Source organism: Streptomyces sp. ID05-26A (genome assembly GCF_033794685.1).
GTDB lineage: Bacteria > Actinomycetota > Actinomycetes > Mycobacteriales > Pseudonocardiaceae > Lentzea.
Window position 1 is genome coordinate 462,020 of the sequence record NZ_JARAYZ010000004.1, and the last position, 14,087, is coordinate 476,106.

At 72.7% G+C, this 14,087-nt stretch carries 10 protein-coding genes; 7 read left to right on the forward strand and 3 right to left on the reverse strand.

Annotated elements, in window-relative coordinates:
• Nucleotides 1-67: 67 nt before the first annotated feature.
• A complete protein-coding gene (locus PV646_RS33425; protein WP_500346290.1) occupies nt 68-3,055 on the reverse strand; it encodes a BTAD domain-containing putative transcriptional regulator in 2,988 nt (995 codons plus the stop codon).
• A gap of 101 nt (nt 3,056-3,156) precedes the next feature.
• Nucleotides 3,157-6,192, reverse strand: coding sequence for an AfsR/SARP family transcriptional regulator (locus tag PV646_RS33430; protein ID WP_500346291.1), 3,036 nt, complete (start codon nt 6,190-6,192; stop codon nt 3,157-3,159).
• A gap of 449 nt (nt 6,193-6,641) precedes the next feature.
• Here PV646_RS33430 and PV646_RS33435 point away from each other — a divergent pair, with 449 nt between their 5' ends.
• Nucleotides 6,642-7,202 (forward strand): hypothetical protein, encoded by a 561-nt coding sequence (locus PV646_RS33435; RefSeq protein ID WP_500346292.1) that lies wholly within the window; start codon nt 6,642-6,644, stop codon nt 7,200-7,202.
• Nucleotides 7,187-8,074, forward strand: a complete 888-nt coding sequence (locus tag PV646_RS33440) for a sporulation-delaying protein SdpB family protein (RefSeq protein WP_500346293.1) — start codon at nt 7,187-7,189, stop codon at nt 8,072-8,074. Before PV646_RS33435 ends, PV646_RS33440 begins: the two co-directional genes overlap by 16 nt.
• Here PV646_RS33440 and wecB read toward each other — a convergent pair.
• The gene (wecB, locus tag PV646_RS33445) at nt 8,031-9,149 is read right to left on the reverse strand and encodes a non-hydrolyzing UDP-N-acetylglucosamine 2-epimerase (protein WP_500346294.1); all 1,119 of its coding nucleotides are present in this window, start codon (nt 9,147-9,149) and stop codon (nt 8,031-8,033) included. The genes PV646_RS33440 and wecB overlap by 44 nt on opposite strands.
• Nucleotides 9,150-9,255: 106 nt before the next feature.
• Here wecB and PV646_RS33450 point away from each other — a divergent pair, with 106 nt between their 5' ends.
• From PV646_RS33450 to PV646_RS33470, 5 genes are read left to right on the forward strand one after another with little or no spacing between them, the layout of a single operon-like run.
• Nucleotides 9,256-10,083 carry a hypothetical protein gene (locus tag PV646_RS33450; protein WP_500346295.1) on the forward strand — a complete coding sequence of 276 codons (828 nt, stop codon included), beginning with the start codon at nt 9,256-9,258 and terminating at the stop codon, nt 10,081-10,083.
• Nucleotides 10,080-11,021: a polysaccharide deacetylase family protein gene (locus tag PV646_RS33455; protein WP_500346296.1), complete on the forward strand. Its 942-nt coding sequence runs from the start codon at nt 10,080-10,082 to the stop codon at nt 11,019-11,021. The genes PV646_RS33450 and PV646_RS33455 overlap by 4 nt, the downstream gene beginning before the upstream one ends.
• A complete protein-coding gene (locus PV646_RS33460; RefSeq protein ID WP_500346297.1) occupies nt 11,012-12,184 on the forward strand; it encodes an O-antigen ligase family protein in 1,173 nt (390 codons plus the stop codon). The genes PV646_RS33455 and PV646_RS33460 overlap by 10 nt, the downstream gene beginning before the upstream one ends.
• A complete protein-coding gene (locus tag PV646_RS33465; protein WP_500346298.1) occupies nt 12,166-13,194 on the forward strand; it encodes a glycosyltransferase in 1,029 nt (342 codons plus the stop codon). Before PV646_RS33460 ends, PV646_RS33465 begins: the two co-directional genes overlap by 19 nt.
• A complete protein-coding gene (locus PV646_RS33470; RefSeq protein WP_500346299.1) occupies nt 13,191-14,045 on the forward strand; it encodes a YveK family protein in 855 nt (284 codons plus the stop codon). The genes PV646_RS33465 and PV646_RS33470 overlap by 4 nt, the downstream gene beginning before the upstream one ends.
• Nucleotides 14,046-14,087 lie beyond the last annotated feature (42 nt).

Below are 14,087 nucleotides of genomic sequence, written 5' to 3' on the forward strand. Positions count from 1 at the left end.
CGCGACCGGGGCCGCCGTTCGCACCAGCGCGGCGCGAACGGCGGCCCCGGTGACCGCGAGAGCGGGCTCAGCCCGCCCGAAGAACCTCCGAACCCCGAGTGCCGAACAGGTCCGGCTCGGCGGGCCGGACGCCGATGTCGCACATCTGCTCCAGGTACACCTGGTACCGCCGCCGCGCCTCGCCGTGCCGCCCGGCGGCCCGCAAAGCCCGCACCAGCCGCACGTGCGCGCTCTCGTCGTAGCGGTCGAGCTCGAGCATCCGGATCAGGTAACCGACCTGCAGGTCGGGATCGCGCACCAGCCGCACCAACGCCCGCAGCACGGCCGTGTACCGCGCGCCCACCTCCTCGCGCACCTGGACGGCCCACTGCTCGTAGGGTTCCTCCGCCAGGAACTCCCCGAGGTACAGCTCGTCGGCGTCGGTCAGCAACGACGCCGCGGCCGGGTCGCCGCGCCGGTCCGCCACGAGCGCGGTGCTCGCGGCGTCCAGGAATCCCGCCACGTCGAGGTCCACGAAGGACAGGTCGAGCGACACCGTGTCGCGGTCCGCCACCAGCGGTTCGGCGTCGGCCGGCAGACCGGGCACGGACAGCACCGCCCGCAACGTCGAGAGCAGCACGGACAACCGGTTCGCCGTGCGGTCCGACCGGTCGTCCGGCCACAGCAGCTCCACGAGCTGCGGCCGCGGCACCGGCCGTCCCCGGTTCGCCGCCAGGATCTTCAGCAGGTCGCGGGCCTTCTTCGACTGCCACGACGCGGCCGGCACCGGGACACCGTCGCGCAGCACCTGGAACCCGCCCAGTGTCCGGACCGCGATCCGCGCCCGCCGGCGCGCACCGACGCCCAGCACGTCGGCCATCAGGACGTCGGTGCGCACCCCGTGCGCCCCGAGTTCGTTCTCGAACCTCGTCGCGTCGGCACCGGTGGACCGCGCCAGCGCCAGTTCCGCGGTCACCGCGCCCACCGGGTCGCCCGCCGCCCGCCACACCATCGCGGCCTCGGCCAGCAACGCCGGACCGTCGGCCGAGGTCGCCGCCGCGAGTTGCAGCGCGTCCGCGAGTCCCGCCCGGTCACCGCGCCTGCCCGCGATCGACCGGGCCGTCGCCGCGTCCGCCCGCGCCGTCTCCCGGTCGCCCGCGAGCACCGCGACCCAGCCGCGGGCGAGCAGCGCGGGCACCTCGCGCACCCGCAACACCCGGCTCGTCGCAACGGCTTCCTCGGCCAGAGCACGCGCGGCCACCGCGTCCTCGCCCGCGACGACCCGCGCGAGCGTCGCCCGCACCAGCGGATCCCCGCCGAGCAGCGCCAGCGCCTCGTCCAGGAACGCCTGCGCCTGACCGGGTTCTCCGCGCCTGCGATGCGCCTCCGCCTTGACCACCAGGTTCTTCGCGCACCCGCCGGCGTCGCGCAGGGCGTCGTCGAAGCGCCCGAGCCGGACGGCCGCCAGCGCCCGGACACCGCGGCAGTCCTGCTCGTGGCCGGTGAGCCCGGCCTGCCTGCCGAGGACGAGCAGCTCGTCGACCTCGGCGAGCGCCTGCTCCGGCCCGAACTCGTCCGCGAGGAACCACGCGCGCTCGCACCGGATCGTGAGCTCCAGCATCCGGCAGCCCGCCCGGCGCGCCCGGTCCGCCGCCCGGCCGTAGTGCATCTCGAACGCCGCCCGGTCACCGCCGAACCCCGCGAGCACGCCGAAAGCCCTGCTGCTCCAAGCGAAGGCGCCGTGCCCGCCACACCTCTTCGCCGACTCGGCGCACCGCTCGGCCAGTTCCTCCGCGCGCTCGACGCGTCCGGTCTCCCGGAACCAGCGCACCGCGAGCGACAGCAGCCGCACCTCGTCCAGGGACACGATGTCGTCGAACACCGTCCGCTCGAACACCTCGACGGCCTGGCCGGTCTGCCCCGCCAGCGCGTGCAGCTGCCCGCGGCGCCACGACGACCGCACGGTGTGCTCGCCCGCCTGCTCGTAGTAGTGCAGCGCCCCGAGCCAATCTCCCTTGTGCTGCAGGGCGAACCCCCACACCAGGTACAGCCGGGAGTCGTCGATCTCCAGCTGTTCCAGCGCGGCGAGCACCGCGTCCGCGTCGCCGCCGGCCACGATCTGCTCGTCGCGGCGCAGCAACAGCCGCGCGACCAGATCCCACCTCCGCACGGCGACCAGGTGCGCGAGCGCGTCAGCGTGCGCACCGGTGCGTTCGCAGAACACGGCGGCCTGGAGCCGGATCTCCTCGTCCTCGCGGCCTTCCTGGCGCAGCAGGTCCGCGACGGGTTCGAGGACGCGCCAGTCCGGCCCGGTCACGAGTCCGCGCCCGGCCAGTCCGGCCAGCGTCTCGCGCACGTCGGCGAATCCGAGCGCCACGCAGAGCGCCGTGGACACCTTGCCGAGCAACGCGATCGCCCGCACCAGGTCCTGGTTCCGCGCGGGCTCCGCCGCCAGCGCGGACGCCGCCATCTCCTCGGTCAGCTCGCCGTGGCACACCGCCGCGGGCCAGCCACCGGTCCGCGCCAGCACCCGTGCCGCGTCCCCGTCGACGAGCGCGGCGATCTCCTGCTCGGAGAAGGCGAGCTCGCGCGCGCCGACCTCGCCGGCCGGCCCGGGGTCGAACGCCAGCGCGCCGCGGGTCAGCAGCACCAGGCCGAACCGGTCGGGGCTGATGCGGCACAACGCCTCCAGCAGCCGGGCGCTCTCCCCGCGCACCGCGCCCGCGTCGTCGACCACGAGCACCAGGGGTTCGTCGAGGTGCACGTCCAGCAGGCCGCAGATCAGGGCGGCGACCGTCTCGGCGCCCTGGGCCGTGGTCGTGATCAGCTCGGCGGGCAGGCGCGGTAATCGCTGTCTCAGCGCGCGCAACAGCCCGCGTGACAGGCGTTCCAGCGACACGTCGGCGGCGTCGAGCCACGCCGCCCTGCGCGTGGCGGCCCACGCGGCGACCGACGTCGTCTTCCCCCAACCGGGCCCCGCCGTCACCACGACCACCTTGTGGGCGGCCGCGGCGTCGAGCGTCGCGGTCAGCGCGGGCCGGTCCACCAGCCTTGCGGGTAACGCGGGCTGCAGCATCTTCGAGCACCACTTCCTACCTGTACGACCTGTCGGAAGCAGTGCACCAACGCCGTGCATCCGTGCCGCATCGATGACCGATGCACGGATGTCGCCGCTGGTCAGCTCACTTTCGCGACCTCGCGCACCACCGTCAGCGCGCGGGGTGCGGGGCGTCCGCAGGCGCAGCGCATGCAACCGGTGCCGGTGCCGGCCAGGTGCGCGCGGGCGTTGTCCGCGTCCACCGCGCCGTCCGGGTAGAGCGCGACGGCCCGTTCCCAGTGCGTGCGCGCCCACTCGTGCTCACCGCGCCGGGCCGCGACGTGGGCAAGACCCTCGTGCGCCCGTGCCCGCACCATCGGCAGCACGCCCGCCATCGCCAGTTCCTCGGCGTCGCGGAACATCGTCTCGGCCTCGCGCAACCGGCCGGCGGCCAGGCAGGTCTCGCCGAGCCCGTTCAGCGCGTCACCCTCGGGCTCGCGCAGGTCCATCCGCCGCACCGAGTCCAGGGCCTCCCGTCCCACGGTGAACGCGTCCGCGATCCTGCCCTGCCGCCGGTAGGTGACCCCGAGCCAGGCCAGGGAGATGCCCTCGCCGCGGCTCATGCCGATCTCCCGGCTGAGCCGCACGGCGCGTTCGAGCGCGGTGGCCGCCTCGCCGTCGCGGCCGCGCAGCTGGGCGAGCCAGCCGAGGTTGATGAGCACCACGACCTCGCCGCCGGTGTAGCCGCCGCGCTGGTGCATCGCCAGTGCGGCGCGGAACCGGGCGTCGGCCTCGGCGTGACGGCCGAGGTTGCAGTCGACGAACCCGAGGTCGATGGTCGAGTTGACCTCGGCCCGCTGGTCGCCGATGGACCGCGCGAGCTCCGCCGCCTCCGCGAAACTCCCGGCGGCGTCGGCCAGCATGCCCGCCTGCACCTGAGCCGCGCCCAGCTCGCGCAGACCTCCCACGGTCGCGGGCAGGTCGCCCAGCTCGCGGCTGATCGTGATGGCCCGGCCGAGGAAGTCGAGCACCTCGCCGTGCCGCCCTTCCTCCCGCAACGCGAACGCCATGTTCGTCAGCGCCATCGACTCACCGCACCGGTCACCGAGGGCCTGTGCCGCTTTCAAAGCGTTGCGGGCCAACTCCAGCACGCCGGACCGCAGTCCCACGCGGGTCAGGTAGGGCATCAGCAGGCACGGAAGCTGCCACGCGTGCACGTGCCAGCCGTGCGCGCTCGCGTACCCGGCCACCGCCACCATGTTCTTGTACTCGGCGCGGAGCTGGCGCACGTCGTCCTCTTCGGACTCGGACGCGGGCAGTTCCGCCTGCCACGTCAGGGCGGGCTCGAAGCCGCGCCGTCCGGGCAGGGAGCGCCGGCCGCGCACGTCGGCGAGGTGCAGGTAGTAGTCGAACAACCGGTGCCGCGCGGTGTCCAGTTCGGACGGTGTGCCGGCGCGGTCGGCGAGGTCGAGGGCGCAGTCGCGAACGAGGTCGTGCAGGCAGTAGCGGTCCGTTCTGCGCTGCATCAGCAGATTGCACTCGACGAGCTCCTCCAGCACGTCCTGCGCGTCCCAGACCGGCACCCCGGCGAGCGCGGCGGCGGCGTGGGCGTCGAAGTCGGCGCCGGGCACGAGCGCCAGCAACCGGAACAGCTCCTGGCGGTCGGCCGGGAGGTGCTGGTACGACAGGACGAGCACGCCCGCAACGCTGACGTCGTTCGCGGTGAACGCCCGTGCGCGGCGCTGCCGGTCGCGCAGTTGCTCGGCGAGGTGCGCGACGCTCCAAGGCCGCCGCCGGAAGCGCGCGGCGGCGATCCGGATCGCCAGCGGGAGCCCGCCGCACAACGAGATCACGTCGGCGACGGCCTCGGGCTCGGCGTCCGCCCGCTCCTGGCCCGCGATCCGGCCGAACAACGCCACCGCGTCGGCCGCGGGCAGCACGTCGAGCGACACCGGGACGGCGCCCTCGATCGACATCAGGTGGCACCGGCTCACCACCAGCACGACCGATCCGGACGCACCGGGCAGCAGCGGCCGGACCTGACCCGCGTCGGCGGCGTTGTCGAGCACGACCAGCAGGCGGCGGCCGGACGCCTCGGCCAGCCACAGGTCGCGGCGCGCGGCCGGGTCCACCGGGATGCGCTCCGGTGGCACGCCGAGCTGGCGCAGCAGCAGTTCGAGCGCGGCGCCCGCGGTCAGCGGCGGGGTGTCGGCGGTGAACCCGCGCAGGTCGACGTAGCAGCGCCCGTCGGGGAAGCGGTCCTCCAGCCGGTTCGCCACGTGCACGGCCAGCGCGGTCTTGCCGATGCCGCCCATGCCCTCGATGGTGACGATCGCGGGCGCCCGGTCCCCGATCGCCTCGACCAGTGCGTCCACTTCGGACTCGCGGCCGGTGAAGTCGGGGATGTCGAACGGGAGCGGCGACCGCCGGGGCTCCGCCACCGGCACCGGTCGCGTGCGCAGGAACTCGGCGTGCAGCCCGGCCAGCTCGGGACCGGGATCGGTGCCCAGCTCGTCGGCCAGCGCCCGGCGGCCCTGCTCGAACACGGTCAACGCGTCGCCCCGGCGCCCGGCCCGGTCGAGCGCCCGCATCAGCGTGGCGCGCAGCGACTCCCGCAACGGGTGCTCGGCGACCTGGCCCATCAGCTCTCCCAGCAGCGAGGTCACCTCCCCCAGTTCCAGTCGCAGCTCGGCGAGCCGCTCCACCGCCTGCAGCCGTTGCTCCCGCAGGCCCTCGGCCTCCGCGTCGATCGACGGGGACGTGAGCCCGGTCAGCACCGGGCCTCGCCACAGGTCGAGCGCGCTCTGCAGGAACGCCACGGCCTGCGCCGGTTCTCCCCTCCCGGCGAGGACGTCCGCCTCGCGGATCCGGGCGCGGAACAGGTCCGCGTCGAGGCTGCCCTCCGGCAGGTCGAGACGGTAGCCGTGGGTGGTGGTCGTCAGGTGGCCACCGCCTCGCGTGACCACGCGGCGCACCGCGGCCGCCGCGTTGCAGACCTGGCGGCGCGCGGTCTGGGGAGGGCTCTCCCAGAGCTCGTCGATCAGCCGGTCGAAGGACACGACGGTGCCGGCGCCGAGCAGCAGGAGCGCGAGGAGCTTGCGCTGCCGCTCCCCGCCGAGCGCGACGGCGTGCCCGGCGGACCGCAGTTCGAGCGGACCCAGAATCCGATAATCCATTCAGCCGCACGCTTTCCGTCTCGAAGTACGCCAGTGTGGCCGTCGGCGGACATCGGTGGCACCGCGGCGAAGACAGGAGATATCACCTTTAAGAGTGAACAAGAGGCGGAAAGATACGCCGGGATTTCTGTACCGATTCAGCCTCACGTGGAATCACGCTTCGGAGCCGCTCGCACACACCCCGTTACCAGTTGACGAAGTGGACAAACGCTGCCATATTCCCCTCCGCAGCGATGAGGAAGGGAGGTTCCTCATCGCAACCAGGAGGGGATCAAGAAATGAGAACAGCGGGTTTCTTCGGCGCGCTATTGGCGGCTGCGGCATTGGCCGCGATCACCTTTGCCGGTTCCACGGCGGACACGGCACCGGTTGAATCGGGCAACCAGACAGCCCTCATCATCGGGCCGTGCACAACGGGCGAGTGCTGAACCAACCGGGATTCAGTTCCGATGTCCATCGAAATGGACACCCAGGCCCGTGCCGCGAAAGGCATGGCCTTCACCAGCGCCGCACTCGGCGTGATTCTGCTCGCGACCACCGCCGCCCAGTTGCCCGCCGACGTCGTCGGGCCGGGAATCAGCGCCCAGCGGGATGCGTTCCGGCTGTTCTGGCCCGTGGGAATGCAACTCTTCACCAATGCGGCGGGGCGTGAGTTCACCGTTGTGTACCGCCACGACAAAGCCGCCGGCACGTTCGTCCCGATCACCCGGACCGCGGGTGACCGGGACTACCTGGGCGGCCTCGACCGCGGGGCCTACGCGGACCTGGTCCGGCTGCTGGCCCTGGTGCGGGAACTGCCGGACGACCGGTGGCGGGACTGCGCGGCAGCGACGGTGGCCGACTGCGCCACCGTCGTCTCCACGACGTCCGCAGTGACCTTGACCAGCTATTTCACCGACCCGGGCGCGTGCGGAACCACCGTCTTCGCCGTCGAGAGGCCCAGCCGGGACGGCACGGTCCGGCACGTCGTCCGGGTAGTGCCCGTGGAGCTCACGTGCGCACCCCGGTAGCCCGCGCGCTCGCGTTCGAACCCCGCACGCGCGCCCTCGGCGCCGCTCGGTCGCTGGTCGCGATCGCGGAACTGTCCGCACTCGTGTTCACCTCGGACACCGACTTGTTCCCCACTGTGCCGAATGGACCAGCCGGCCCCCGATGCGACGGTCTTCGCGCTCTTTCCCTTTGGTGCGCGGACACTTCTCCAGCGGCGCAGACAGTCACCCGACTGGTCACGATCGCCGCACTCGTGCTCGCGGCCTCGGGTTACCGACCGCGCTGGACGTGCATTCCGCAGTGGTACGCGACCTTCAGCCTCGCCGCCGCGATGCACGTCCCCAACGGCGGCGAGAACGTGGCACGAATCGTCACCCTTCTGCTGATCCCGTTGTGCCTCGCCGACGATCGGGTCTGGCACTGGAGACGACCGGACACACCATTACCGGCGTGGTGGAGCGGCGCGTCGTGGATCACCCACTGGGCCATACGCGTGCAGGTCGCCGTCGTCTACGGCCAGGCGGTCTGGATCAAACTCAGGGAACCGGAATGGCGCGACGGCAGCGCAATGCACCATGTGATGCAGGACGCGTATTTCGGAACCGGTTCGTCACTCGTGCCGTTCGCGGATTCGGCTCTTCTGTCCCCCGTGATCACCTGGGCGACGATCCTCGTCGAATCCGCGATCGTGATCTGCGTGCTCGGGAATTCCCGGTCGCGCCGCGCCGCGCTCGCACTCGCCGTCGTGCTGCACGGCGGAATCGTGCTGGCGCTCGGCCTGGTGAGCTTCGGCCTCGTGATGATCGGTTTCGTGGCGGCCGCGAGCAGCGGCCGGACGGAGCAGCCGGTCAGCGCCCCGGCGCCGGCATCCGCCGCACCGCCGCCGCGATGAGCTCGGACGGGGACCCGGTGCCGTACGGCGACGGGATCTCCCGCAGCGCGGCACGATGCCCCTCCACATCGTCCAGCCACGCCAGCACCGAGGCGCCGACCAGCGGGCCGGGGGGAACGAGCGTGCCGAACGTGCCCTCGATCTCCGGGCGTTCGGTGCTGCGCCGCACGACCACGACGGGCCGCTTGAGCACGCTCACCTCCTCCTGGATGCCGCCCGAGTCCGACACGATCACGGCGGAACCGTGCGCCAGCGCCAGGAACGCGCCGTACGACTGCGGTTCGATGACCTGCAACCCGTGCAGCAACCCGTCCAGGCCGAACGCGGTGACGCGCTGCGCGGTGCGCGGGTGCAGCGGCAGCACGACCGGCAGCGGCAACGCGCCGAGCTCGCGCAGGACGATCTCCAGGTTGCCCGCGTCGTCGACGTTCTCCGGGCGGTGGATCGTGGCCAGGACGTAGCGGTCGCGCTTGAGGCCGAGGTCGCCCAGGACCGCGTCCTCCTCATCCGCGCTCGGCAACGCGTGCGCCAGCGCCTCCACGACGGTGTTGCCGGTGACGGCGATGCGGCTGTCCGCGACGCCCTCCCGCAGGAGGTTGTCGCGGTTGAGCGGCGTCGGCGCGCAGCACAGGTCGGAGAGGTGGTCGATGAGCACGCGGTTGTGCTCCTCCGGCATCGCGCGGTCGTAGCTGCGCAGACCGGCCTCCACGTGCACCAGCGGCACGTCGCAGGCGTTGGCCGCCAACGCTCCCGCGAGTGCGGAGGTCGTGTCGCCCTGCACGATCACGGCGTCCGGCCGGTGCGCGGCCAGCACCTCGTCCACGGCCGAGACGGCACGCCCGAGCTGGTCGCCCCGGCGCAGGCCGCCGAGCCGCAACTCGTGGAACGCGCCCGGTTCCGGCACATCCCGGCGGATGAGCGAGTACATCGAGCGGTCGTAGTGCTGGCCGGTGTAGATCATGGTGCACGCGCTGCCGAAGTGGTCGACGAGTGGCGCGAGTTTGATCAGTTCGGGCCTGGTGCCGCAGACGATCGTCACGCTGTTCGATTCCCGCACCGCGGCAAGGTACTTCATCGATCCGGACGAATCCCGGGAAATCCCGCACACGTTCACTCGAAAGAGTTGCCTGGGACATCGCTCGAAAGTGTTGCGGCACAAGCGTGTCGTAGTGTCCGCGCTCATGTCCGGTCATCTGGCACTTGCGGTGTCCACTGTGCTCTACGGCCTGGGGATAGTCGCGCAGACCGTCGCCGCTCGCAGGGCGGACGAACGCCCCGGCACCGGCGTGGGACTGCTCGCCCGCCTGGCCTCGGACCGGTTGTACCTGCTGGGTTTCACCGGCCAGGTCGGCGGGTTCGGGTTCGCGTTCCTCGCTCGTGAGGACCTGCCCCTCTACCTGGTGCAGGCCGGTTCGTCGTGCGCGGTCGGCCTCGCCACCGTGATCGGCGTCGTGGCGCTGGGCTGGCGGATCCGGCGCGTCGAGATCGCGGTGCTGGTGGTGATGGCGTGCGGGCTGCTGTTGCTGACGGGGGCGGCGGCGCCGTCCACGGCCCGTGAGCTCCCGCTGGTGCCCGCGCTGGTGGTGCTGGGGCTGCTGACTCTCGCGGTGCTGCCGCTGGCCCGGACGTTCAAGGCGATGACGCCGGTGCTCGCCGGCGTCGCGTTCGCCGTGGTCGCGGTGGCCGCGCGCAACGTCGCGGGCAAGCCGCTGCTCGACCTGGTGCTGCACCCGCTGACCTGGGTGATGATCATCGCCGCGTTCGTCGGGCAGGCGTGTCTCGCGTCCGCGTTGCAGCGGGGCTCGGCCACGTCCGCGGTGGCGTCGATGGACGCGACCACCGTGGTGATCAGCTCGGCGGCCGGGCTCGCGCTGATGGGCGACCAGATCGCGGCCGGGCGTGAGTGGTGGGTCGTGCTGGGCGTGGTGCTCGTCGTGTCCGGCGTGCTGGTGCTCGGGTCCGCCGCGCAGAAGCCCTCCGACCTGGTGAGCGCGAGAGGTGAGCGGTGAAGCCCGTCGCCAGTGTGTCGCTGGACCTCGACAACCTGTGGGCGTACCTGCGCACGCACGGCGATTCCCGTTGGGAGAGCAGGCCGAGCTTCCTGCCGTCCGCGGTGCCGCGCCTGCTGGACGTCTTCGGTGAACAGCGTCTGACCACCACGGTCTTCGTGGTCGGCGCGGACGCGGAACGCGACGACGGCGCCGAGGCGGTCGCGTCGATCGTCGCGGCCGGGCACGAGATCGCGAACCACTCCTTCTGGCACCAGCCGTGGCTGCACCGGTTCTCCGACGAGGAGGTCGAGAAGGAGGTCATGCGCGCCGAGGAGGCGCTCATGACCGCCGGGGCACCGCGACCGACCGGGTTCCGCGGACCGGGGTACAGCGTCACGCCCGCGTTGCTGGACGTGTTGCGGCGGCGGGGTTATCTCTACGACGCCAGCGTGCTGCCGACGTGGATCGGGCCGCTGGCTCGCGCCTATCACAACCGTTCGGCGGGATCGACGGACGGCGGCGAGGACCTGTTCGGCGGGTTCGGCAAGGTCCGCGCGCCCAACACGGCGTACCGCTGGCGGGACGGCCTGGTCGAGCTGCCGGTGACGACGATGCCGTTGCTGCGGGTGCCGATCCACGGCGCCTATCTGTTGCAGCTGCACCAGATCTCACCCCGGCTGGCCCGTGGGTACTTCCGCACGGCGTTGCGGTTGTGCCTGGCGCGCAAGGTTTCCCCGTCGTTGCTGCTGCACCCGACCGACGTGCTCTCGGGGGCCGAGGCGCCCGGGATGGAGTTCTTCCCCGGCATGGCCGTGCCCGGCGCGGCGAAGGTCGAACTGCTGGGCTGGGTGTTGTCGATGCTGCGCGAGCACTTCGACGTGGTCGGCACCGGCGAGCACGTCGCGCGGATCTCGGGTTCCCCGTTGCGCGAACGGGATCCGGTCGCATGTGGCTGACGGTCCTGCTGCGCGTCTTCGCCTGCGGGACGGTGGCGCTCGCGCCCCTGGAAGGGTACCTGCTGGAGGTGCACGGGCAGTCGGCCAAGGTCGTGCCCGCGCTGCTGATCGCCGTGTGGCTGGTTTCCTCGTACAAGCATCGACGTCTGCCATCGCCGCATCCGCTGCACCTGGTGATCGCGTTGCTGGCGGTGGTGCTGCTGGCGACCTCGGCGGTGCACGAGGCCGAGCCGTTCACGCTGGAGTACCTGGTGCGGTGGGTGCCGTTCCTGGTGATCGCGACGGTGCTCGCCGACGTGGCCGCGTGGGAGGTGCCGGTGCGCGCGCTGCTGGCGGCGACGGTGGCCGGTGCGGTCGTGGCGGCGGCGGGCGGACTGCTCAGCGTGGCCGGGGGCTCGTTGCGCGCCACCGGGCCGTTGGAGGATCCCAACGACCTGGCGTTCTTCCTCGTGGCGGCGTTGCCGTTGCTGGTCGCGCTGCCCGTGAGGGGCCGGTCGCGGATCGTGTTGTTGTTGCTGGGCGCGGTGCTGGTGGCCGGTACGGCGGCGACGTTCTCCCGTGGCGGTGGGATCGCGCTGGCCTGCGCGCTGGTGTGGCTGATCGCGCGCCGGGCTCTGCCGGTGCGCGCCGTGGTCGTGACGGCGGCGGTCGCCGGTGTGGCCGCGCTGGTGTTCGCGTCGACCGCGCAGGCCGAGTTGTCCCGGGCGTTCCAGGAGAAGAGCCACATCGCGGGCACCAACGCCGACACGCGGATGCTGCGCTGGCAGGCGGCGTCGCGGATGCTCGCCGACAACCCGGTGCTCGGCGTCGGGCCGGGCGGGTTCCGCCAGCAGTACGCGGCGGCCGGGCACAACGCGGAGATCGACGAGCAGACCCCGGTGGCGCACAACCTGTTCCTCGAGGTCGCGGCCGAACTCGGGGTGCCCGGGTTCGTGCTGCTCATCGCTTTCATCGCGGTCGGTTTCGTGGCGAGCGAACGGGCGTTGCGGCGCGTGGCGGACCGGCGTGAGGCCGTGGCCGTGCAGGCGGCGCTGATCGCCGTGCTCGTCGCCTCGATCTTCCTGTCCGAGCAGTACTACCTGCCCCTGTGGTCACTCGTCGCCATCGCTGTCGCGATCGAGCGGCGCTCAGTCGAGGAGCCTCGATGCGCGTTCTCCACGTGATCAGCGAGATGGGCGCGGGCGGCGCGGAGGCGCTCGTGTCCGGTATGGCCCTGGCGGGCGGTGACGTCGGCTGGGAGTCCGCGGTGGCGTCCGGTGGCGGGTTCCGCGTCGAGTCGTTGCGCGCTGCCTCGGTGCCCGTGTTCGACGTGCCGGTGGCGCGCCGTTCGCCGTTGGGCGTGGTGCGCGCGACTTGGGCCGTCCGGGCGGCGGTGCGCTCGTTCCGGCCGGACGTCGTGCTGGCGCACAACGTGTCCGCGTCGCTGGTCGCCCGCCTCGCCTCGCGGCGTCCTGTGGTGACGGTGTTCCACGGGGTCGCCGAGGCGGACGTGCCTGGCGCGGTGCGGGTGCTGCGCCGGGTGTCGTCGACCGTCGTGACCGTTGCTTCCGCTGCTCGCACGCGGTTGCTCGACGCCGGGCTCGACTCCGTCGTGATCCCGAACGCCGTGTTCCCGTCTGTTCCGTCGGCGGACCGGGCGACCGTGCGTGCGCGGCTCGGGACACCTGCGACCGTGCCGGTCGCGCTCTGCCCGGCCCGGCTGGAACCGCAGAAGCGGCACGACGTGCTGCTCGCCGCGTGGGCCCAGATCCCCGGCGACTGCGAACTGTGGCTCGCGGGCGACGGCAGCCTGCGCGCCGAACTGGAGGAGCGCGCGGACGGCCGGGTCCGGTTCCTCGGCACCCGCACCGACGTGCGCGACCTCTTCGAGGCGGCGGACGTCACCGTGCTCACCAGCGACTGGGAGGGCATGCCGATCGCGCTGCTCGAGTCGCTGGCGGCGAACCGCCCGATCGTCGCGTCCGATGTGGACGGTGTGCGGGAGGTGCTGGCCGGCGGTGGCGGCGTCATGGTCCCCCGCCGCAGCCCCGGACAGACCGCAAAGGCGTTGCGCGGCCTGCTCTTCTCCCCCACCGCGCGTTCGGTGGCCGCCTCCCACGACGGCTCGGCCGACGCGCACAGCCTGATGAAGTCCTACGACGAACTGCTTCGTACCGTCCTGGAGGGACGATGAAAGCTCGCAGAGCTGTGCTGGAAGGCCTGCTGGCCGCCGTGCTGGTCGGCGCGGCCGTGCTGCTGGCCGTGGCGATGCGCGACGGCGTGACCGAGGGCAGGCTGACCCTGCTCGCCACCCCGTCCGCACCGGACAGCGCCCAGTTCGGCGAGGTCACCTCGCTGGCAGCGCCGGCGGTGGTGCAACTGGTCCGCAGCCCGTCCGTGCTGGAGGTGGCGGCGAAGGCGGCGGGCACCACCCCGGACCGCCTGGCCGACGCCATCGCCGTCGAACTGGTCCCGGCTTCGGGCGTGGCCCGCATCTCGGTCCGCGCGGACTCGGTGGCGCACGCTTCCTCTGCCGTGACGGCGGTGGCGCAGGCCGTGATCGAGGCCGACCTGCTCACACCCGCCGCCAAGTTCCGGCTGGTCGACCCGCTGCCCGAGACCACCCAGGTGTCTCCGGACTGGCGCCTGGCCACGGGCCTCGCGCTGGTGGCGGCGGTGATCGCCGGTGTCGCGGTGGTGGCGTTGCGCCGCCTGCGCGGCAACGTGGTGGGTGCCGCGCTGTCGACCGCGGGCATCCGCCACCCGGTGGTCGTCGCTGCTGACGACGACCCCGACCTGACGTCGCGGCTCGCGTCGTTGTGCGCGGCGGCGGCTCGTCCGGTGCGGGTGCTGCCGGTGAGCCCGTCGCTGGTGGAGCGGGCGGAGGAGCTGGCGCGGGCGTTGCCGGACAAGGCTTCCGAACCCGCGGACGGGACGGCCGTGATCGCTGTCGCGTCGAGCGATCGGGCCCGGCGGAACGACCTGGCGACGGCCCTCGCGGTGCTGCCGGCCTCGTCGGTGCTGGTGGCGGTGGTGCTGGCGTGAGCACTCCGACCGCACGTCCCGGCCCCAACGGTGCTGCCCAGC